General features: G+C 62.6%; 21 protein-coding genes. 18 read left to right on the forward strand and 3 right to left on the reverse strand.

What is annotated here, in order from left to right:
- The first annotated feature begins 194 nt into the window (after nucleotides 1-194).
- From ACQ4WO_RS05625 to ACQ4WO_RS05635, 3 genes are all read left to right on the forward strand, one after another.
- On the forward strand, nucleotides 195-1,970 hold the full coding sequence (locus ACQ4WO_RS05625; RefSeq protein WP_436480546.1) for a methyl-accepting chemotaxis protein: 1,776 nt from the start codon (nucleotides 195-197) through the stop codon (nucleotides 1,968-1,970).
- A 71-nt stretch (nucleotides 1,971-2,041) separates the two neighbouring features.
- Entirely contained in the window at nucleotides 2,042-2,749 is a 708-nt protein-coding gene (locus ACQ4WO_RS05630; RefSeq protein WP_436480547.1) for a tRNA-uridine aminocarboxypropyltransferase, read from the forward strand.
- An 80-nt stretch (nucleotides 2,750-2,829) separates the two neighbouring features.
- Complete coding sequence (locus ACQ4WO_RS05635; protein ID WP_436480548.1) at nucleotides 2,830-4,020, forward strand: PA0069 family radical SAM protein; 1,191 nt, start codon at nucleotides 2,830-2,832, stop codon at nucleotides 4,018-4,020.
- Between the two features lie 82 nt (nucleotides 4,021-4,102).
- Here the strand turns inward: ACQ4WO_RS05635 and ACQ4WO_RS05640 are convergent, their stop codons facing one another.
- Nucleotides 4,103-4,693, reverse strand: a complete 591-nt coding sequence (locus tag ACQ4WO_RS05640) for a gamma-glutamylcyclotransferase (protein WP_128143301.1) — start codon at nucleotides 4,691-4,693, stop codon at nucleotides 4,103-4,105.
- A gap of 61 nt (nucleotides 4,694-4,754) precedes the next feature.
- The gene (locus ACQ4WO_RS05645; protein WP_436480549.1) at nucleotides 4,755-5,723 is read right to left on the reverse strand and encodes a LysR family transcriptional regulator; all 969 of its coding nucleotides are present in this window, start codon (nucleotides 5,721-5,723) and stop codon (nucleotides 4,755-4,757) included.
- Between the two features lie 126 nt (nucleotides 5,724-5,849).
- Between ACQ4WO_RS05645 and ACQ4WO_RS05650 the strand changes: the two genes are divergently transcribed.
- From ACQ4WO_RS05650 to maiA, 3 genes are read left to right on the forward strand one after another with little or no spacing between them, the layout of a single operon-like run.
- Nucleotides 5,850-6,383 carry a VOC family protein gene (locus ACQ4WO_RS05650; RefSeq protein ID WP_034750100.1) on the forward strand — a complete coding sequence of 178 codons (534 nt, stop codon included), beginning with the start codon at nucleotides 5,850-5,852 and terminating at the stop codon, nucleotides 6,381-6,383.
- 57 nt (nucleotides 6,384-6,440) lie between these two features.
- Nucleotides 6,441-7,481, forward strand: a complete 1,041-nt coding sequence (locus ACQ4WO_RS05655; RefSeq protein WP_436480550.1) for a fumarylacetoacetate hydrolase family protein — start codon at nucleotides 6,441-6,443, stop codon at nucleotides 7,479-7,481.
- Nucleotides 7,482-7,492: 11 nt separating this feature from the next.
- Entirely contained in the window at nucleotides 7,493-8,143 is a 651-nt protein-coding gene (gene maiA / locus ACQ4WO_RS05660) for a maleylacetoacetate isomerase (protein ID WP_436480551.1), read from the forward strand.
- A 27-nt stretch (nucleotides 8,144-8,170) separates the two neighbouring features.
- On the opposite strand, the gene ACQ4WO_RS05665 is transcribed toward maiA, so the two are convergent.
- Nucleotides 8,171-9,910: a diguanylate cyclase gene (locus ACQ4WO_RS05665; RefSeq protein WP_436480552.1), complete on the reverse strand. Its 1,740-nt coding sequence runs from the start codon at nucleotides 9,908-9,910 to the stop codon at nucleotides 8,171-8,173.
- A 264-nt stretch (nucleotides 9,911-10,174) separates the two neighbouring features.
- Between ACQ4WO_RS05665 and ACQ4WO_RS05670 the strand changes: the two genes are divergently transcribed.
- The 12 genes from ACQ4WO_RS05670 to ACQ4WO_RS05725 all read left to right on the forward strand — a co-directional run bounded on the left by ACQ4WO_RS05670 (nucleotide 10,175) and on the right by ACQ4WO_RS05725 (nucleotide 19,513).
- Nucleotides 10,175-10,954, forward strand: a complete 780-nt coding sequence (locus ACQ4WO_RS05670; RefSeq protein WP_436480553.1) for a uracil-DNA glycosylase family protein — start codon at nucleotides 10,175-10,177, stop codon at nucleotides 10,952-10,954.
- 37 nt (nucleotides 10,955-10,991) lie between these two features.
- Nucleotides 10,992-11,543, forward strand: a complete 552-nt coding sequence (ybiA, locus tag ACQ4WO_RS05675; RefSeq protein WP_436480554.1) for a riboflavin biosynthesis intermediates N-glycosidase — start codon at nucleotides 10,992-10,994, stop codon at nucleotides 11,541-11,543.
- A 189-nt stretch (nucleotides 11,544-11,732) separates the two neighbouring features.
- Complete coding sequence (gene iscR, locus ACQ4WO_RS05680; protein ID WP_034750086.1) at nucleotides 11,733-12,209, forward strand: Fe-S cluster assembly transcriptional regulator IscR; 477 nt, start codon at nucleotides 11,733-11,735, stop codon at nucleotides 12,207-12,209.
- A gap of 40 nt (nucleotides 12,210-12,249) precedes the next feature.
- The gene (locus ACQ4WO_RS05685) at nucleotides 12,250-13,506 is read left to right on the forward strand and encodes an IscS subfamily cysteine desulfurase (protein WP_070302224.1); all 1,257 of its coding nucleotides are present in this window, start codon (nucleotides 12,250-12,252) and stop codon (nucleotides 13,504-13,506) included.
- Nucleotides 13,507-13,561: 55 nt separating this feature from the next.
- The gene (gene iscU / locus ACQ4WO_RS05690) at nucleotides 13,562-13,948 is read left to right on the forward strand and encodes a Fe-S cluster assembly scaffold IscU (protein WP_034750082.1); all 387 of its coding nucleotides are present in this window, start codon (nucleotides 13,562-13,564) and stop codon (nucleotides 13,946-13,948) included.
- Nucleotides 13,949-14,106: 158 nt separating this feature from the next.
- Nucleotides 14,107-14,427, forward strand: a complete 321-nt coding sequence (gene iscA, locus ACQ4WO_RS05695; protein ID WP_034750079.1) for an iron-sulfur cluster assembly protein IscA — start codon at nucleotides 14,107-14,109, stop codon at nucleotides 14,425-14,427.
- 66 nt (nucleotides 14,428-14,493) lie between these two features.
- Nucleotides 14,494-15,009 carry a Fe-S protein assembly co-chaperone HscB gene (hscB, locus tag ACQ4WO_RS05700; protein WP_436480555.1) on the forward strand — a complete coding sequence of 172 codons (516 nt, stop codon included), beginning with the start codon at nucleotides 14,494-14,496 and terminating at the stop codon, nucleotides 15,007-15,009.
- Between the two features lie 108 nt (nucleotides 15,010-15,117).
- Nucleotides 15,118-17,004, forward strand: a complete 1,887-nt coding sequence (gene hscA / locus ACQ4WO_RS05705) for a Fe-S protein assembly chaperone HscA (protein WP_436480556.1) — start codon at nucleotides 15,118-15,120, stop codon at nucleotides 17,002-17,004.
- 61 nt (nucleotides 17,005-17,065) lie between these two features.
- On the forward strand, nucleotides 17,066-17,407 hold the full coding sequence (fdx, locus tag ACQ4WO_RS05710) for an ISC system 2Fe-2S type ferredoxin (protein ID WP_034750070.1): 342 nt from the start codon (nucleotides 17,066-17,068) through the stop codon (nucleotides 17,405-17,407).
- A 1-nt stretch (nucleotide 17,408) separates the two neighbouring features.
- Nucleotides 17,409-17,603, forward strand: coding sequence for a Fe-S cluster assembly protein IscX (gene iscX / locus ACQ4WO_RS05715; protein ID WP_034750067.1), 195 nt, complete (start codon nucleotides 17,409-17,411; stop codon nucleotides 17,601-17,603).
- Nucleotides 17,590-18,507, forward strand: coding sequence for a class I SAM-dependent methyltransferase (locus ACQ4WO_RS05720; RefSeq protein ID WP_436480557.1), 918 nt, complete (start codon nucleotides 17,590-17,592; stop codon nucleotides 18,505-18,507). The genes iscX and ACQ4WO_RS05720 overlap by 14 nt, the downstream gene beginning before the upstream one ends.
- Before the next feature lie 247 nt (nucleotides 18,508-18,754).
- On the forward strand, nucleotides 18,755-19,513 hold the full coding sequence (locus ACQ4WO_RS05725; RefSeq protein WP_436480558.1) for an rRNA pseudouridine synthase: 759 nt from the start codon (nucleotides 18,755-18,757) through the stop codon (nucleotides 19,511-19,513).
- Nucleotides 19,514-19,567: the final 54 nt, after the last annotated feature.

Here is a 19,567-nt window from a genome sequence, read left to right on the forward strand (position 1 = left end):
CTTGCAATACCATTCTGATTCACTCACAATCTGCTTCAAAGTAGTGCGCTGCGGCGCGCTGCCATTCCGGTGGCGAAGTGTCCGTCGCGCCACCGCTCGTGATTGCCGCACGGCGGATGACTGCTATATTCATACGTAGCAGTCAGTCGGTTTCGTGGCGTCTGTGCATTGTTTTTTCAGATAGGAATCACCCAATGAAAAACCTCAAAATCGGCGTACGACTCGGTGGAGGTTTTGCCGCCGTCCTGCTCCTGTTGACCAGCCTGACCGTGGTAGGCATCGTGCAGATGCAAAGCGCCAGCAAGGAAACCGATGCGCTCGTCAACGTCAAGGTGCGCAACGAGCGCTTGATCGGTGAGTGGACCAAAGTCATCGAGGTGAACGCGGCGCGCACGGCGGCCGCCTGGAAGGTCAGCGATCCCGAACACCAGAAGCAATTTGAAAGGGAAATGGCGGTTTCGTCGGCACGCGCCACAGAAATCCAGAGCGATATCGGCAAGAGCCAGCTGAGCGCCGAAGAGCAAGCGCTATACCAGGACGTGCTGAGCACGCGCAAGGCTTACACGGAAGTGCGCAAGAATGTGTTCAAGGCCAAGAATGCGGGCGACCTGGAGCTGGGCAAGCGCCTGTACGAAGGCGACATGGCCGTCAAGCGTGACATCTACCTGGCGGCACTGAAGAAACTGGAAGTGCTGGAAGCCAAATTGCTCGATGAATCGGCCGCGCAAATCCGTTCACGCTATGAAAGTGGCCGTCTGCTGCTGATCTCGCTGGGCGTGGTCGCCATCTTGCTGGGCATCGCCTGCGCCTACTGGATTACACGCTCGATCACGCGTCCCATCACGCGTGCAGTCGAGGTGGCGGAAGCCGTTTCCGCTGGCGACCTGACTAGCCATATCGTCGTGGAAAGCCGCGATGAAACGGGGCAATTGATGCATGCGCTGAAAAATATGAACGATAAACTGGTCAGTATCGTGGGCCAGGTGCGCGTCGGCACCGAATCGATCAGCACGGCGTCGAGCGAAATTGCCGCCGGCAACCTGGACTTGTCGTCGCGCACGGAAGAGCAGGCCAGTTCGCTGGAAGAAACGGCGTCGTCCATGGAAGAACTGACATCCACCGTGAAACTCAACGCGGACAATGCGCGCAGCGCCAACCAGCTGGCCATCGACGCTTCGCAGATCGCCAGCAAGGGCGGGGTGGTGGTGTCGGAAGTGGTCAGCACCATGGGCTCGATCAACGATTCCTCGCGCAAGATCGTCGATATCATCAGCGTCATCGACGCCATCGCTTTCCAGACGAATATCCTGGCCTTGAACGCGGCCGTGGAAGCGGCCAGGGCTGGCGAACAGGGCCGCGGCTTTGCCGTCGTGGCCTCCGAAGTGCGCAACCTGGCGCAGCGCTCGAGCGCTGCGGCCAAGGAAATCAAGGGCTTGATCGACGATTCCGTGCAAAAGGTCGAGGCCGGTTCGCAACTGGTGGACAAGGCGGGCCGCACCATGGACGAAATCGTGCAAAGCATCAGCCATGTGACGCAGATCATGAACCAGATCACCGACGCCAGCGATGAACAGCGCACCGGCATCGAGCAAGTCAATCGTGCCATCGGCCAGATGGACCAGGTGACGCAGCAAAACGCGGCGCTGGTGGAGGAAGCGGCGGCGGCGGCCGAATCCATGCAGGAGCAAGCGGCCAAGCTGGCCGAGGTGGTGGGCGTGTTCAAGCTCGATGCAACGCAACACTATGTTTCGGCCAGTGCCAGCCCGTCCGTGACGGCGTCTGCGCCAGCTGCCATGCGACCTGCGACGCGACCTGCCACCAGGCCCACCATCCAGCCCGCAAGGCACCGCGCGCCGGCGCCAGCCGTGACCGCGCCCGCGCCGGGCAAGGGAGGGCAAGCGGACGCTGTGCGCGCACGCACGCCGAAGGCACCGGTGGCGTCTGGTGCCGACGAGTGGGAAGAGTTTTAAGCGCAAACTCCCCTTGGCATGGCGTGGGCGCTACAATCGCGGCTTGAAGACAGCCGCGAATGCGCTCCGCCATGACCACCCGCCGTATCCCCAGCCATCCGTTCAGTAATTCCTCGAGCCATACCTCCAGCTCTACCGCTGCATCGTCCTCCCTGGCTGAACCCGCCAAACGGGCGCGCTGCCCGGCCTGCCTGCGCGCCGTGTCCAGCTGCATCTGCCGCTGGATCGCCCCCGTTTCCCACGCGGTGGAAGTGCTGATCCTCCAGCATCCGCTGGAAGTCCACAATGCCAAGGGCAGCGCCCGCTTGCTGCACCTGAGCCTGCCCAACAGCCGCCTGCTGCCGGGCGAGCAGTTTGCCCCCGATGTTCTCGCCGGGCTGCTGGCCGGCAAGCACAATGTGCTGCTGTACCCGGATACGCCAGGCGACCGTTCGCTGGGCATCGCGCCGCCGCCAGCGCTCGACCCCGCCACCTTGCTCGATCCTACCCGCTTGCGGCTGGTGGTGCTGGACGCCACCTGGCGCAAGAGCCGCAAGATGCTGTATCAGAATCTCCCCTTGCAACAGCTGCCGCGCCTGCCCCTGCGCGATACGCCCGCCTCCCATTACCTGATCCGCAAGGCGCACGCGCCAGATCAGTTATCGACTCTGGAAGCAACGTGCTATGCCTTGATGCAGTTGGAGCAGGATGCGGCCCGCTTCGTTCCCCTGATCACGGCATTTGACGGTTTTGTCGCGCAGCAGTTGAGTTATGTCATGCCGCAGGGTGAAAAAGCTTGAAATAGCACCATGGCAGCCCTTGATATTGGCCGGACAGCGGCATAGTATACTGTACGTATATACAGTTAATGGGGCCGTTCATGAAAGCAATCATTTCAGAGCACGATGACAGCTTCGCCGGGCAAGCCATGTTGCCGCCGCAATCGCTGAAAGCTCACAAGGGGCGCGGGGCCGTCTCGAACCTGCAAGGGCGCTATGAAGTGCACGCGCGCGCCGGTTTCGATGATGGCTGGAGCGTGGGCGGCCTGGATGAGGCGGCCGGAGAAGAGGCGGCGCCGGGCTGGAAGACGCAGGTCAGCGACGAGCAGGCGCGCACCATCCTCACGCGCAACGCTTCGCCCGATTTGCCGTTCAATGTCTCGCTGAACCCGTACCGGGGCTGTGAACACGGCTGCATTTATTGCTTTGCTCGCCCCACGCACAGCTATCTGGGCCTGTCGCCGGGCCTGGACTTCGAAAGCCGCATCTACGCCAAGGTGAACGCCCCCGAACTCTTGCGGCGCGAGCTAGCCAGGTCGTCGTACGTGCCTGAACCGATCGCCCTCGGCGTCAATACCGATGCGTATCAGCCGTGCGAACGCGAACGGCAGCTGACACGGCGCGTGCTGGAAGTGCTGCAGGAGTGCGACCATCCCGTGGCGCTGATCACGAAATCGTCGCTGATCGAGCGCGATATCGACATTCTTGCACCCATGGCGGCCAAGCATCTGGCGGCCGTGGCCGTTACTGTCACCACGCTCGATCCGGCCATCGCGCGCACCCTGGAACCGCGCGCGGCTGCCCCGGCGCGGCGGCTGCGCACCATCCGCACCCTGACGGAGGCGGGTATCCCCGTGGGCGTGAGCATCGCGCCCATCATCCCGTTCGTGACGGAGCCGGAAATCGAACAGCTGCTCGAAGCCGTGCGCGACGCGGGCGCCATCCATGCCCATTACGTGGTGCTGCGTCTGCCGTGGGAAGTGAGCCCGCTGTTTCAGCAATGGCTGGAAGCACACTTCCCGGAACGGGCCCAGCGCGTGATGAACCGGGTACGTGAAATGCGGGGCGGCAAGGATTACGATAGCGCGTTCGGCGCGCGCATGCGGGGCGAAGGCGTGTGGGCCGACCTCATCCGCCAGCGCTTTGAAAAGGCCGTGCACCGGCTGGGGCTGCATGGCAAGGGTGGCCGCTTCAAGCAGCTCGATTGCACGCAGTTCCGCCGGCCGCTGGTGGTGCCGCCGTTGGGAAACAAGGCAAAAGGGGGCAATGCGGGACAGCTGGATTTGTTTTAAGAAGTTAAGCCAAGTTAAGTCGTCGTTACCGCTGCTGGGGCGGAGGCGCTGCGGCGCTATCGTGTAGCGCTAGCGTGTAGCATTATCCTGCAGCGTTATCCTGTGCAGGTGCCTGCATCTGCGCCAGATGTTGCTCGATGGCAAAGACATGCGGATCGCTCTTGCCCAGCTCGCGCAAGGCGCTGGCCAAGTGCAGCAGGTATTCGCTGTTCGGGCCGCTGGGGCCGTTTGATCGGGCGATCTGGCGCGCGATGTCCAGTTCCGGGGCGGCACCGAGGAAGGCGGCGTTTTCCTCGTTGGCGATGTACACCAGGCCTTCGACCTTGCCGCCATCCTCGAAGGTGATGTCGGTGGCCAGGCGCAGGTAGCCGTTCTTTTCGCGGTGGTCGAGGTGGGCGAAGACTTCGGGCGTGATCAGGTAAGCCATGCCGTCGCACACGGCGCCCGCCTGCGGCACGATGGTGGCGACCCTGCCCGGCGCCATCGGCGTGCCCCGGTGGTCGTGCGAACCTTGCCAGAAACGCCGCGTCCAGCCGGCGATGCTGGCGGGGCGGCGTTCGATGTAGGGGAAGTCGGCCTTGTAGATCAGCGAGCCATAGCCGAACAGCCAGACCTGTGCATGACCGTCGAATTTGTTCATGCGCTGGTTGATGGCGATGGTGGCGGCGTCGATGGCGGACAGGTCGTTCTGGGCAGGCTGGGTCATGGCGTAGGCGGCAAGGGGCGATGCGCCATTATAAAGCGGCGCCAGCCGGGCCGCCTGCCGGCAGGGCATGGCGTGCCGCGCCGCTGGCCGCTCCCACGTTCCACTCGTGCGTCTCGACAAAGCGGAACAGGAAGGCCATGAAGCTTTCGGCCGCCGGCGACAGGGAACGGCCCGTCTTCGTGTAGACGAAAAAGCGCCGCGTCAATTCCGGCTCGTGCAGGGCACGCATGTGCAATTTATATAGTTTCACCATCGGTTCCGCGTACGGCAGGCAGACCGTGATGCCCAGGTTGGCGCTGACCATGGCCAGCGCCGTCGTCATGAAGGTCACTTCGTTATACGGGTTGAGCGACAACTCGCGAAACGCGCCGTGCATGTCGCGCAGCAGGCGTTCCGTGAACTGGCCCTGCAGCGAAATGAACGGGTAGTCGCCTACGTCGGCCCAGGTGACCCTTTCCTTTTGCTGCAGAGGGTGCTGCTCGGGGAAGACCAGCACGAAAGGCATCTCGAACAGCGCCTGCGCGGCGATTTCCGCCGTCGGATCGCGCTCGGGGCCGATGCCGAAATCGACTTCGCCGCTGAACACGCGCGCCGAAACATTCTCCACAGGGCAGTCGACGAGGCGCAGCTGCACGTCCGGGTGCGCCTGGCGGTAGGCGGCGATCACTTCCGGCAGCAGGGTGCAGGCCATCATCTGCGGCGCGGCGATGCGCACCATGCCCGTTTTCAGGGCCTTGCGCTGGGCGATGCCGGCCATGGCGCCGTCGAGGTCCTCGATCATCTTTTCAAACAGCGGATACAGTTCGCGGCCGATTTCCGACAACTGCGTCTTGCGCGTGCTGCGCTCGACCACGCGCACGCCCAGCACGCTTTCCAGTTCCTTGATCAAGCCGCTCAAGGCCGATTGCGTCACATGCAGGTATTCGGCGGCCAGGGTAAAACTGCCGGTCTTGGCCAGCGCCACGAAGGCGCGCATTTGCCGCAGGCTGGGACTCATAAGGTAATCCGATAAATCAATGGTTAAAAATTGTTTGTATGATAGCTGTAACTCGATTCTAATGGTGAAAAGCTGAAAAACAGGCCAGCCAACGCGCCCACGGCGCCATCCATTGGAGACAAGCACATGAAGATCAAGCAAATCCACCACGTCGCCTACCGCTGCATCGACGCGAAGAAAACCGTCGAGTGGTACGTCAAGCATTTGAACATGAATTTCGTCCTCGCCATCGCCGAAGATCTGGTGCCGTCGACCAAGGCGCCGGACCCGTACATGCACGTCTTCCTCGACGCGGGCCATGGCAATGTGCTGGCCTTTTTCGAGCTGCCGACGCAGCCGCCGATGGACCGCGACCGCAATACCCCGGCCTGGGTGCAGCATCTGGCGCTGGAAGTGGGCAGCATGGAAGAGCTGCTGGCCGCCAAGGAGCGCCTGGTCGCCGGCGGCATCGAGGTGCTCGGTCCAGTGAATCACGCGATCTTCCAGTCGATCTATTTCTTCGACCCGAACGGCCACCGCCTGGAGCTGGCGGCCAACGTGGGCACGCCGGAGATGATGGCCAAACTGGACGCCGTCAAATGGGAAATGCTGGAAGAATGGTCGCAGACGCGCCGCGCGCCCAAGCACGCCGCCTGGATGCACGCGCCAGCCGACGCCTGAGCGCACCGGACCGACACTCTCTGACTAATTACACCGAAACACCGAACAAGGAACACCATGAAACTCGCAACCCTGAAAAACGGCAGCCGCGACGGCGCCCTGATCCTCGTCAGCCGCGACCTGCGCCAGTACCAGCGCGTGGCCGCCATTGCGCCCACCTTGCAGGCCGCGCTCGACAACTGGGACGCCGTCGCGCCAAAGCTGGAACAGGCCTACGCCGACCTGAACGCGGGCAAGGCGCCGGACGCGCAGCCGTTTGATGCAAAGCTGTGCCACTCGCCGCTGCCGCGCGCCTACCAGTGGGCCGACGGTTCCGCCTACATCAACCACGTGGAACTGGTGCGCAAGGCGCGCAACGCGGAAGTGCCGGCCTCGTTCTACACGGACCCGTTGATCTACCAGGGCGGCTCCGACAGTTTCATCGGCCCGCGCGACCCGATCTTCGCCCTGTCCGAAGAGTGGGGCATCGACCTGGAAGCGGAAGTGGCGGTGATTACGGGTGACGTCGCCATGGGCGCCAGCGTGGACGACGCGGCGAAAGCGATCCGCCTGGTCATGCTGGTCAACGACGTCTCCTTGCGCAACCTGATCCCGGGCGAACTGGCCAAGGGTTTCGGCTTCTTCCAGTCGAAGGCCGCCAGCGCGTTTTCGCCCGTCGCCGTCACGCCGGACGAACTGGGTGCTTGCTGGGCGGACAGCAAGCTGCATTTGCCGCTGCTGGTGGACTTGAACGACAAACCGTTCGGCAAGCCGAATGCGGGCGAAGACATGACCTTCAATTTTGCCCAGCTGGTCGCCCATGCGGCGAAGACGCGCGAACTGGGCGCCGGCAGCATCGTCGGTTCCGGCACGGTGTCGAACAAGCAGGGCAACCTGTTCGGATCGAGTATCGAGAACGGCGGCGTGGGCTATTGCTGCCTGGCCGAGGTGCGCATGTATGAAACCATCGAACATGGCGCGCCAAAAACGGCCTACCTGAAGTTCGGCGACACGGTGCGCATCGAGATGCGCGACGCGGCCGGCGCCAGCATCTTCGGCAGCATCGAGCAGACCGTGGCCCTGTACGTAGGCAAGGGCAACGGCGCCACGCGCGCCTGAGGAGGGCACCCGTGAAGCTGTACACCTATTTCCGCAGTTCGGCCGCCTACCGCGTGCGCATTGCCTTGAATCTCAAAGGCATCGCTTACGACAGCATCCCCGTGCATCTGCTGCAGGACGGCGGACAGCAGCTGCTGCCAGCCTACCGCGCCGTCAACCCGTCGGCCCTGGTGCCGGCGCTCGACGACGATGGCGCCATCCTGACGCAGTCGCTGGCCATGCTTGAGTACCTCGACGAGACGCGCCTTGGCGTGCCGCTGCTGCCGGCGGACGCGCTGGGACGCGCCAGGGTGCGCGCGCTGGCGCTGGCCATCGCCTGCGACGCCCATCCGCTGACGAATCTGCGCGTGCTGAAATATCTGAAAAATACCCTGAGCCTGTCGGACGAGGCCAAGCAGGAGTGGTACCGCCACTGGATGGGCGAGGGGCTGGCGGCCGTCGAAGCGCTGCTGGCGCAGGGCGACCCGGCCGGCACGGGCCTGTTCTGCCATGGCGACAGCCCGACGATGGCAGACTGCTGCCTGGTGCCGCAGGTATTCAATGCGCAGCGTTTCGCCATCGACCTGGCGCCGTACCCGCGCGTGGCGCGCATCCACGCGCATTGCGCCGGCTTGCCCGCGTTTGCGGCCGCCCATCCGTCGCAGCAGCCTGACGCCGAATAGGGCATCCGGTCAATAAGGGGAGCAGGTTCAGCTCCACTCAACCCTGTCCCGTCCGCCATGTTTGGCGCGGTACAGGGCCTGGTCGGCGCGAATCAGCAGATCGGTCAAGTGGTCCGCTTCCCGTCTGGCTGGTGCGGTCGATTGCGGCGTATTGGATGTCACGCCGATGCTGATGGTCAGGCTGACCAGTTGGCCATCATCGCATTCCACGCGCAAGCTGGCTGCCGCCAGGCGCAGGCGCTCGGCCACTTCCAGCGCCACTGGCAGCGGCGTCTCCGGCATCAGCAGCACGAATTCCTCGCCCCCGAAGCGCGCCGCCGTATCCATGCCCCGCGTGACGCTGCGCAGCACTTGCGCGACGGCGGCGATGGCGCGGTCGCCCGCGGCGTGGCCATGGCCGTCATTGATGCGCTTGAAGTGGTCGATATCGATCATCAGCAGCGACAGCGTGTGGCCGAAGCGCTGGGCGCGCTCAAGCTCCTCGGTCAGCCGCAGGGTCATCATGCGGCGGTTACCCAGGCCCGTCAGCGGGTCGGTCGTGGCTTGCTGCTCCAGCCGGGAGTTGGCCACCAGCAGTTCCAGCGTGCGCTGCAAGACCCGCTCCTCGAGCATGTCGCGCTCCGCATGCAGGGCCGCCACGCTGGCGCGGCGGCTGCGCTGGGCCAGCAGCAGGGCCGTGATCAGCGCCGCTTGCAGCGCGATCAGCGACAGTCCGGCGATGATCTGCCAGTGATATTGCGCCCACACTCCCTGTGGCCGGTTCAGGATGCGCGCCTCGCCGGGCAGGTTGCGCAAGCCGAAACGCTGTACCGCGGCATCGTCGAAGATATACGCCTGCATGCCATCCGGGTCGGGCGTTCTGCCGAGCAGGATGCGCGCAATGGTGCGTCCCACTTTCTCTCCGCTGATGACATAGCCGCCCACCACGCCTGGCAGTATCAGCGACTCCACGCTGGTGAAAATGGGCACGGCGCTGCGCCCGGCCAGGTCGCGCGCCATGACGGGCGGCGTGGTGCGCTGCCCCAGTTCGTCGCGGTAGACGGGCAGCAAATAGATGGCGCTGCCTTCTCCCAGCGTGCCGGTGCGGCGCCACAACTCTTCCTGGCTCAGGTGATCCCAGAACTCGACCTTGAGTCGCTCCTGGTAGGGCGCAATCGCAGCGCGGATGGCGGCGATCCAGGCCTGGCCGCGTGCGCTGCCGTCGCCGACGACGGCGATATGGCGCAGCCTTGGCGTCACTTGCAGCATGACGGCGACGGCCTTGCCGAAATCGTGGCGCACATCGAGATTGATGCCGTCGGCAGGTACCCAGTCCTGCCGTCCCTGATTCACATAGTAGCGGGGCACGCCGGGAAACAGCTTTGGGTGCTGGCTCAGGAACTGGGCCGCCAGGTAGTTTTCCGTGATGATGGCGTCGAACTGCACCATTCTGTACTTGGTTTGCAGATAGGTTTCCAGCCCGGCTATGGCAGGCTGCTCGCCCACGCGCACGGAATCGAGCCGCTCCTCATAGATGCCGGGCGCGAGGCGCCAGTTCTCGTTGGCCAGTTCGGCGCTCATGCCCTTGTGGATCAGCGTTTGCCACTGCGAGGAGGCATCGCTGCCCAGCGAATACAGTACCAGCACTTGCCTTGGCGCAAAACGCGGTGCGCTGATCTCCGCCAGGTCTTGCGCATGGAGGGGTGCGTTGCCGCATAGCCAAAGCAAAAAGCTCAGGCAGGGCAAGCGTATCGCGGCGCGCAATCGTGTGAGGTAGGGACGGGGCATGGACAGGGCAGTGTGTTGAGAACTTGCCCAGGCGCAATGAGCGTTAGTGGATTGAAGAATCCGGTAAGCACTATTTCTTGATGTGGCTCAAGTTCCAAGGAAACCAGTCTAGCATTGCCGGCCTCGATTGGCGCAGGTGGCGTGCAATATTTGATACGGTTGTTGCAATATTGGTATTGCTGTGAAATGTGGGGGTGTGCTCATTCAACAATGCAGGCGTACCGGTGCGCTACAATTTGCGTTTGCCCAAATATTTCACGCGCCATGACTGCAACAACCGTTCCTGCCAGCATCACCGATGCCCTGTCCCTGGCGCACGCTTCCTGGCGTCCCATCCTGTTGCGCGGCTTGCACGCCGTGATGGCGGCCGATCCAGCCTACTTGCCGGCGCTGGCCATCGACGATTACCTGCCCACGCAGGGCCGGTTGTTCGCCGCCTTTGCCCTGCCGCTGGCGCAGGTGCGCTACGTGCTGGTGGGCGAGGGGCCGTATCCGCGTGCCGACAGCGCCACGGGCGTGTGCTTCATGGATGGCGCCGTCGGCAGTCTGTGGTCGGCCACGGGGCTGTCGAAGCCCGTCAACCGTGCCACGTCCCTGCGCAACTTCATGAAGATGCTGCTGGTGGCCGATGGCCAGCTGCAGGGTGGCGACACGTCGGGCACCGCCATGGCGCCCGTGGCGGCCGCCGCGCGGTTACCTGGCAGCGGCGTGATCCAGACCTTGCCCGACCTGCAGCGCAAAATGACGGAGCAGGGCTTCCTGCTGCTCAACGCGGCGCTGGTGTTCCGTGCCCACGTGCCGCCCGTGCAGGATGCGCGCGGCTGGCTGCCTTTCCTGCAGGTGGTGCTCGAAGCGCTGGCGCGGCAGGGCGGGGCGGCCTTGCCGCAGCTGCTGTTGTGGGGCAAGATTGCCGAGCTCATCAAACGCCTGCCGGTGGCCGCATCCTTGCCGCAGGTGACGGCCGAACATCCGTATAATCTGTCCTTTATCGGCAATCGCGACATGCAGGCCTTGTTTGGCCCGATGCAACTATTGCGTGCTTGAGATTGAATTGACGCCATCTGGCGGAAGTGCGGGGAATATGCAAATCAGTAACGTGGAAGAATTGAAGGCGTGGATCGCGGCGGGCGGCGTGCCCGACTATCTGTATTTCTGGGGGCACACGCCGGCGCAGCCGCAGGTGCCCGACAAAAGCTGCTTCAGCCAGTGGTTCCCGTCGCCGTTCAGCCTGGCCGGCGTGACGTATGCGACGGCCGAGCACTACATGATGGCGCAAAAGGCGGCCCTGTTTGGCGACACGGCCGTGCAGGCGCGCATCGTGGCGGCCGCGCGGCCGTCGGAAGTGAAAAAACTGGGGCGCGAAGTGGCGAACTTTGACGCCAAGGTGTGGGAAGCGGCGCGCGCCGGTATCGTCTTCGATGGCAGCTTTGCCAAGTTCTCGCAAAAGGCCGCGCTGCGCAAGTTTCTGCTGGGCACGGGCGAGCGCGTGATCGTCGAAGCCAGTCCCGTCGACCGCATCTGGGGCGTGGGCCTGGCGTCGGACAATCCGCGCATCCTGGACCCCGCCACCTGGGACGGCTTAAACTTGCTCGGTTTCGAGTTGATGAAAGTGAGAAGCGCCTTGCGCGCTTGAGCGGTACTGTTGTTTTCCTGATGCCGCCGCGCCTGGCGCGGCCGGCCATGCCCCTGCCAGCCCTGTGGTCATCGACGGGCGCTCTGACAAACCCCGCCGAATTTGTTATACTTGACTAAATCATTCAACTACTCAGGGTTTGAGAAGTTGAAAAGCCGCAATATTTTAAACTAGTTGAACCGAGGATGTATGCGTCTGACTACAAAAGGCCGTTTTGCCGTGACTGCGATGATCGATCTTGCCCTGCGCCAGGGTAAAGGTCCGGTCACCTTGTCCGGCATCAGCCAGCGCCAGTCGATTTCCCTGTCCTACCTGGAACAGCTGTTCGGCAAGCTGCGCCGCCATGAGATCGTCGAATCGATCCGTGGCCCCGGCGGCGGCTACAGCCTGGCGCGCCGTGCGGACAAGGTGACGGTGGCCGACATCATCATCGCCGTCGATGAACCGCTGGACGCCACGCAGTGCGGCGGCAAGGAACATTGCCACGGCGCCGACGCGGCTACGGGTGCGCGCTGCATGACACATGAATTGTGGTCCACACTCAACGAAAAAATGGTCGATTATCTGGATTCTGTGTCCTTGCAGGACCTGGTCGACCAGCAGAGACAAAAGATTGCCGAACAAAGCGTGATGGTGATGCATCGTAACCACGCCGCCATCGGTTGAATATTACAAAATACTAAGTTGCTGATTGCAGGAGTTATTGATGAACGCCCCAGAAAAAAACGTAGGCCAAGTGCACTTTGAAACCGCACCGCATTTCCCGATCTACATGGATTACTCGGCCACCACGCCGATCGATCCCCGTGTCGCCGACCAGATGATTCCCTACCTGCGCGAGCAGTTCGGCAATCCGGCATCGCGCAGCCACATGTATGGCTGGACGGCGGAAAAAGCCGTGGAAGAGGCACGCGGCCACGTGGCGGCCCTGGTGAACGCCGATCCGCGCGAAATCATCTGGACTTCCGGCGCGACGGAAAGCAACAACCTGGCCATCAAGGGCGCGGCACAGTTCTACAAGACCAAGGGCAAGCACATCATCACCGTCAAGACCGAGCACAAATCGGTACTCGACACGGTGCGCGAACTGGAACGCATCGGCTTTGAAGCGACGTATCTGGAACCGCAGGACAACGGCCTGATCACTGTCGAGCAGCTGGCCGCGGCCGTGCGCCCGGACACCATCCTCGTGTCGGTCATGCTGGTAAACAACGAAATCGGCGTGATCCAGCCGATCGACGAGATCGGCGTGTTCTGCCGCTCGAAAGGCATCATCTTCCATTGCGACGCCGCGCAAGCGACAGGCAAGGTCGTCATCGACCTGCAAAAGACCAAGGTCGACCTGATGACCTTCACCGCACACAAAACCTACGGCCCGAAAGGCGTGGGCGCCCTGTACGTGTGCCGCAAGCCGCGCGTGCGCCTGGAAGCGCAGATGCACGGTGGCGGCCATGAGCGCGGCCTGCGCTCGGGCACCCTGCCGACGCACCAGATCGTCGGCATGGGCGAAGCGTTCCGCATCGCCAAGGAAGAAATGGACAGCGAAATCGGCCGCATCAAGGCCTTGCGCGACCGCCTGGCCAAAGGCCTGCAAGAGATCGAAGAAGTCTACATCAACGGCGACATGGATCACCGCGTGCCGCACAACCTGAACGTGAGCTTCAACTACGTCGAAGGCGAGTCGCTGATCATGGCGATCAAGGATATCGCCGTGTCGTCCGGTTCGGCCTGCACCTCGGCCAGCCTGGAACCATCGTACGTGCTGCGCGCCCTGGGCCGCAGCGACGAACTGGCGCACAGCTCGATCCGCTTCACCATCGGCCGCTTCTCGACCGAGGAAGACATCGACTTCGCCGTGAACCTGCTGAAATCGAAAGTACACAAGCTGCGCGAACTGTCGCCGCTGTGGGACATGTTTAAAGATGGCATTGACATCAATTCCATCCAATGGGCAGCCCACTAACCAACACCGTGGCCCCTGTTGATGGGGCCGGCAAGAATATTAAAGGAGCATCAAAATGGCTTACTCGGACAAAGTACTCGATCACTACGAAAACCCGCGCAACGTGGGCGCTTTCGACAAGGGTGATGAAACCATCGGCACCGGCATGGTAGGCGCGCCCGCCTGCGGCGACGTGATGAAATTGCAGATCAAGGTCGGCGCCGATGGCCTGATCGAAGATGCGAAATTCAAGACCTACGGCTGCGGTTCGGCCATCGCGTCGAGCTCGCTGGTAACGGAATGGGTCAAGGGCAAGACCCTGGACCAGGCGCTGGCCATCAAGAACACGCAGATCGCCGAAGAACTGGCCCTGCCGCCAGTGAAGATCCACTGCTCGATCCTGGCGGAAGACGCCATCAAGGCGGCAGTACTGGACTACCAGACCCGTCATCCGGCAGCGTAAGAGCACCTGAGAAAACGCCCATGGCTGCGTTGCATTGCCTTGTCGTACTAGTCGTACTGCCTGCGGCAATGCGCCTTGCCCTGAACGTTTTTCAGGCACTCTAGAATTTGTTGGATTTTGATACCTGTTCCCATGAGGGAACAGGAGCGGAGAAATACATGATCACACTGACCGAAAAAGCGGCGAAGCACATCAACCGTTATATCGAACGGCGCGGCAAGGGCATGGGTTTGCGCTTTGGCGTGCGTACCACGGGCTGCTCGGGCCTGGCCTACAAGCTCGAATATGTCGATGAAGCGGCGGCCGAAGACAGTGTCTTCGAATCGCACGGCGTGAAAGTCTTCGTCGACCCGAAAAGCTTGCCTTACATCGACGGCACGGAACTCGATTTCGCGCGCGAAGGCTTGAACGAAGGCTTCAAGTTCCACAATCCGAACGAAAAAGACGCCTGCGGCTGCGGCGAGTCCTTCAGGATTTAAACAGCTGGCAAGACCCCGGTCGGTGCGCTGTACCCATCGATTGCGGTACAGCGACCACTGACCATTATGCAAAACCACTTCGAATTATTCCAGTTGCCGGCGCAGTTCTCGCTCGACATGAGCGCGCTCGACGCGGCCTACCGCGACGTGCAGGGCAAGGTCCACCCGGACCGCTTCATCAACGCCAGCAGCGCTGAAAAGCGCGTGGCGATGCAATGGGCCACGCGCGCCAATGAAGCCTATCAAACCCTGAAAAGCCCGCAAAAGCGCGCGCAATACCTGTGCGAACTCAATGGCGTCGACCTGCAGACGGAATCGAACACGGCCATGCCCGTCAGTTTCCTGATGCAGCAGATGGAGTGGCGCGAAGAGCTGGGCGATGCGCGTGCCGGCAAGGATGCCGAGGCGCTCGACGCCCTGGACCGCCAGCTGCGCGGCGAACGCAAGGCCTTGCTGGCCCAGGTGGCGGCCCAGCTGGACGCCGCCGACTATGTGAATGCCGCGCAAAGCGTGCGCGCCCTGATGTTCCTCGACAAATTCGGCGAGGAAGTCCGTTTTGCCTATGAGGCGATTGAAGTCTGATCTCCGGATAGCTTGACCGGCGTGCCAAGCGCCAGTCTGGCGCGCGTCTTATAATGCGCGACAGGCATCAACCGCATCACGCAAAAAATTAATCGAGGCACGAATACAATGGCACTTCTGCAAATCTCCGAACCAGGCATGTCGACCGCGCCGCACCAGCACCGCCTGGCCGTCGGCATCGATCTGGGCACCACCAATTCCCTGGTCGCCACCGTCCGCAACAGCATTCCCGAGGTGCTCAACGACGAGGAAGGGCACTCCCTGCTGCCGTCCGTCGTGCGCTACCTGCCGAATGGCCACGCGAACATCGGCTACAAGGCCCTGTCCGCGCAAACGACCGACCCGAAGAACACCATCGTGTCCGTGAAACGCTTCATGGGCCGGGGCCTGGCCGACATCGCCTACGCGGAAAACCTGCCCTACGATTTCCAGGATACGCCTGGCATGGTGCAGCTGAAAACCGTGGCCGGCGTGAAAAGCCCCGTCGAAGTGTCGGCGCAAATCCTCGCCACCTTGCGCCAGCGCGCGGAAGATGCGCTGGGCGACGACCTGGTCGGCGCCGTGATCACCGTGCCCGCCTATTTCGACGACGCGCAGCGCCAGGCAACGAAAGATGCGGCGCAGCTGGCCGGTATCAACGTGCTGCGCCTGTTGAGCGAGCCGACGGCCGCCGCCATCGCGTATGGCCTCGATAACGCTTCCGAAGGCGTATACGCCGTGTATGACCTCGGCGGCGGCACCTTCGACATCTCTATCCTGAAACTGAGCAAGGGCGTGTTCGAAGTGCTGTCCACGGGCGGCGATTCGGCCCTCGGCGGCGACGATTTCGACCGCCGCCTGTTCTGCTGGATCAGCGAACACGCCAAGCTGGCGCCGCTGTCGGACGAAGACACGGCCATCCTGATGGTGAAAGCGCGCGAGATCAAGGAACTGCTGTCGACCAAGCCGGAAACGACGATCGACGCCAAGCTGAACTCGGGCGAAGAGATCCACCTGCGTATCACGGCCGCTGAATTTGCGACCATGACGCAGCACCTGGTGGCCAAGACCATGAACGCCATCAAGAAGGCCTTGCGCGACGCGAACGTGGATGCGGACGACGTCGACGGCGTGGTGATGGTGGGCGGCGCCACGCGCATGCCGCACGTGCAGCGCGCCGTGAGCGAATTTTTCCACACGACGCCGCACGCGAACATCGATCCCGATAAAGTGGTGGCGCTGGGCGCGGCCATCCAGGCGAACTTGTTGGCTGGCAACCGCGCCGCCGGCGACGACTGGCTGCTGCTGGACGTGATTCCGCTCTCCCTGGGTATCGAAACCATGGGCGGCCTGGTAGAGAAAATCATCCCGCGCAATTCGACGATCCCGTGCGCGCGTGCGCAGGAATTCACGACATTCAAGGATGGCCAGACGGCCCTGGCCGTGCACGTGCTGCAGGGCGAGCGCGAACTGGTCAGCGACTGCCGTTCCTTGGCGCGCTTCGAGCTGCGCGGCATTCCGCCGATGGTGGCGGGCGCCGCGCGCATCCGCATCACCTACCAGGTCGATGCGGACGGCTTGCTGTCCGTCTCGGCGCGCGAATTGCGCTCGGGTGTGGAAGCGTCGATCAGCGTCAAGCCCGCGTATGGCCTGGGCGACGACGACATCGCCCGCATGCTGCAGGATTCCTACACGTCGGCCGACGTCGACATGGTGGCGCGCGCACTGCGCGAAGAGCAGGTGGAAGCGGAACGCATCCTGCTGGCCACGCAGTCGGCGCTCGATGAAGACGGCGGCTTGCTGGACGACGCCGAGCGCGTTGTCGTGGATGGCTTGATGAACAAGGTACGCGACGCCATCGTGCAGTCGCAAAGCGGCGCCATCGACCACCAGGCCTTGAAGCTGGCGATCGAGCTGCTCGCCGACGGCACCGAGGATTTCGCCTCGCGCCGCATGGACCGCAGTGTGCGCACTGCCTTGACGGGTAAATCCCTGGACCAGGTCGTACAAGACTAATTGAACAGCGCGCCGCCGAAGCTGCGGCCGCGCTCCGAATGACAGACTGAAAGAAGAAACCATGCCACAAATCGTTATCCTGCCGCACGCCAAGCTTTGCCCGGACGGCGCCGTCATCGAAGCACCTGCCGGCAAGTCCATCTGCGACATCCTGCTGGAAAACGACATCGACATCGAACACGCCTGCGAAAAATCGTGCGCCTGCACCACCTGCCACGTGCTGGTCCGCGAAGGCATCGAATCGCTGAACGAAGCGACGGAACTGGAAGAAGACATGCTGGACAAGGCCTGGGGCCTGGAAGCCGTGTCGCGCCTGTCGTGCCAGTCCATCGTGGCCGAGGCGGACCTCGTCGTTGAAATCCCGAAATACACGATCAATCAGGTCAGCGAAGGCAGCCACTAACATGAAATGGTCCGACATCACCGCGATCGCCGAAGCGCTGTTCGACACGCATCCGGACATCGATCCCCTGACCGTGCGCTTCACCGACCTGCATAACTGGGTGGTGGAACTGGACGGTTTCGACGATGACCACACGCGCGGCGGCGAAAAAGTGCTCGAAGCGATACAGATGGCGTGGATCGATGAAGCGCGCTAAGGGCGCGGCAGCCGCCGCCACCGCAGTCGCTGCGCCGAAAGACGTCATCACGGCCGCCAGCAACATGCCCGAGATCAAGGATGGCCAGTCGGTCGCCTTGCTGCAGGAACTGCACATCCTGACGCGCGACGGCAAGATGAACCAGGACAGCCGCCGCAAGCTCAAGCAGGTGTACCACCTGACGCAGTTCATCGAACCGCTGCTGCGCGAAGTGCAGCTCGACCACCCCGGCGTCTCGCTGGTCGACCACGGCGCCGGCAAATCGTACCTGGGCTTCATCCTGTACGACCTGTTCTTCAAGAGCGGCAACGACGGTTCGCACATCTACGGGATCGAGACGCGCGAAGAGCTGGTGCAGCGCTCGCAGGAGCTGGCGAAGAAATTCAAGTTCCCCGGCATGTCGTTCCTGCCGCTGTCCGTGGCCGAATCGACGGAATCGAACTTGCTGCCGCAGCAGATCGACATCGTTACGGCCTTGCATGCGTGCAACACGGCCACCGATGACGCGATTCACTTCGCCTTGAAGAAAAAGGCGAAGTTCATGGTGCTGGTGCCATGCTGCCAGGCGGAAGTCGCGTCCGTGCTGAAGAAGAACAAGGGCAAGAGCCTGGGCAAGAGCGTCTTGACGGAACTGTGGCGCCATCCGCTGCACACGCGCGAGTTCGGCAGCCAGATCACCAACGTGCTGCGCTGCCTGCAGCTGGAAGCACACGGTTACCAGGTCAGCGTGACGGAACTGGTGGGCTGGGAGCATTCGATGAAGAATGAACTGATCATCGCCAGCTACAAGAACCTGCCGCGCCAGCGCCCGACGGAACGCCTGCAGGAAGTGCTGCAGACGCTGGGCCTGGAAGAGATGGGCCACCGTTTCTTTGCCGAGGAATTGGCCAAGGCGACGGCCTGATTGTTGGATTGCGCGTTCCGCTAATCCAACCTGCCATATCCGCCACCGCCGCGCAGGTCGGGTAGGTCGGATTAGCGCGCAAGCGCGTAATTCGACAAACACCAGCAACAGCCGGTAGGTCGCGTAGGTCGGATTAGCGCAGCGTAATCCGACAATCACCGGACAATCAGCAACAACGGCAACAAGAGGGGAGGGGCGGGTCGGTTACAATACCGGCTTTCTCCTCCCTTGCTTTTTGCGCATCCCCATGACCACACCAATCGAAATGCCCACTGTCCGCCTGGCCAAGCGTCTGTCTGAAGACGTGCCCTGTTCGCGCCGCGAGGCCGAGCTGTATATCGAGGGCGGCTGGGTGACGGTCGATGGCGTGCCGGTGGAAGAGTCGGGCGCGCGCGTGGGGGACAACCAGGAAGTGGTACTGCTGCCAAACGCGACCCTCGATGAGATGCCGCCCGTGACGATTCTGCTGCACAAGCCGGCTGGGATTAACGGCGGTATCGGCAGCGAGGGGAAGCCCGCATTGAGCTGTTTGCGTCCCGAAGAGATTTTCACGCCGGACAATGTGGCGCCCAGCTCCGTCACGCGCTTCCTCAAGCGCCACCTGATCGGTTTGACCATCACCAATCCGCTCGACACCATGGCGTCCGGCCTGCTGGTGTTCACGCAGGATTTTCGCGTGGCCCGCAAACTGGTCGACGAAGCGAAAACGGTGGAGCAGGAATTCATCGTGGAAGTGTCGGGCGCCATCGCTGAAAACGGCCTGGCGCTGCTCAATCACGGCTTGCCGTTCAATGGCAAGCCTTTGCCGCCGATCAAGGTCAGCTGGCAAAATGAAACGCGCTTGCGTTTCGCCCTGAAAAACGTGCAGCCGGGCCAGATCGCCCATATGTGCAAGATGGTGGGACTGGACGTCGTCGCCATGAAGCGCTTGCGTATCGGCCGCATCCCGATGGGCGCCATGCCCGTAGGGCAATGGCGTTACTTGCAGGGTTACGAGCGCTTCTAGGAACACCTGAGCAAACCTGCTGTGCGTCGCTATTTGCGGCCTGCGATGCTCACT

This window comes from Janthinobacterium aestuarii, from assembly GCF_051380835.1.
In the GTDB taxonomy this organism is placed as follows: Bacteria; Pseudomonadota; Gammaproteobacteria; order Burkholderiales; family Burkholderiaceae_D; genus Janthinobacterium; species Janthinobacterium aestuarii.

What these genes read in the sequence shown, in the direction of transcription:
- ACQ4WO_RS05630 (WP_436480547.1), top strand. Translation starts at nt 2,042, where the DNA reads ATGACCACCCGCCGTATCCCCAGCCATCCGTTCAGTAATTCCTCGAGC.
- iscX (WP_034750067.1), top strand. Translation starts at nt 17,409, where the DNA reads ATGAAATGGTCCGACATCACCGCGATCGCCGAAGCGCTGTTCGACACG.
- hscA (WP_436480556.1), top strand. Translation starts at nt 15,118, where the DNA reads ATGGCACTTCTGCAAATCTCCGAACCAGGCATGTCGACCGCGCCGCAC.
- ACQ4WO_RS05670 (WP_436480553.1), top strand. Translation starts at nt 10,175, where the DNA reads ATGACTGCAACAACCGTTCCTGCCAGCATCACCGATGCCCTGTCCCTG.
- ACQ4WO_RS05655 (WP_436480550.1), top strand. Translation starts at nt 6,441, where the DNA reads ATGAAACTCGCAACCCTGAAAAACGGCAGCCGCGACGGCGCCCTGATC.
- hscB (WP_436480555.1), top strand. Translation starts at nt 14,494, where the DNA reads ATGCAAAACCACTTCGAATTATTCCAGTTGCCGGCGCAGTTCTCGCTC.
- ACQ4WO_RS05650 (WP_034750100.1), top strand. Translation starts at nt 5,850, where the DNA reads ATGAAGATCAAGCAAATCCACCACGTCGCCTACCGCTGCATCGACGCG.
- ACQ4WO_RS05725 (WP_436480558.1), top strand. Translation starts at nt 18,755, where the DNA reads ATGACCACACCAATCGAAATGCCCACTGTCCGCCTGGCCAAGCGTCTG.
- ACQ4WO_RS05635 (WP_436480548.1), top strand. Translation starts at nt 2,830, where the DNA reads ATGAAAGCAATCATTTCAGAGCACGATGACAGCTTCGCCGGGCAAGCC.
- iscU (WP_034750082.1), top strand. Translation starts at nt 13,562, where the DNA reads ATGGCTTACTCGGACAAAGTACTCGATCACTACGAAAACCCGCGCAAC.
- iscA (WP_034750079.1), top strand. Translation starts at nt 14,107, where the DNA reads ATGATCACACTGACCGAAAAAGCGGCGAAGCACATCAACCGTTATATC.
- ACQ4WO_RS05685 (WP_070302224.1), top strand. Translation starts at nt 12,250, where the DNA reads ATGAACGCCCCAGAAAAAAACGTAGGCCAAGTGCACTTTGAAACCGCA.
- ACQ4WO_RS05645 (WP_436480549.1), bottom strand. Translation starts at nt 5,723, where the DNA reads ATGAGTCCCAGCCTGCGGCAAATGCGCGCCTTCGTGGCGCTGGCCAAG.
- ACQ4WO_RS05665 (WP_436480552.1), bottom strand. Translation starts at nt 9,910, where the DNA reads ATGCCCCGTCCCTACCTCACACGATTGCGCGCCGCGATACGCTTGCCC.
- ACQ4WO_RS05625 (WP_436480546.1), top strand. Translation starts at nt 195, where the DNA reads ATGAAAAACCTCAAAATCGGCGTACGACTCGGTGGAGGTTTTGCCGCC.
- ybiA (WP_436480554.1), top strand. Translation starts at nt 10,992, where the DNA reads ATGCAAATCAGTAACGTGGAAGAATTGAAGGCGTGGATCGCGGCGGGC.
- ACQ4WO_RS05720 (WP_436480557.1), top strand. Translation starts at nt 17,590, where the DNA reads ATGAAGCGCGCTAAGGGCGCGGCAGCCGCCGCCACCGCAGTCGCTGCG.
- fdx (WP_034750070.1), top strand. Translation starts at nt 17,066, where the DNA reads ATGCCACAAATCGTTATCCTGCCGCACGCCAAGCTTTGCCCGGACGGC.
- iscR (WP_034750086.1), top strand. Translation starts at nt 11,733, where the DNA reads ATGCGTCTGACTACAAAAGGCCGTTTTGCCGTGACTGCGATGATCGAT.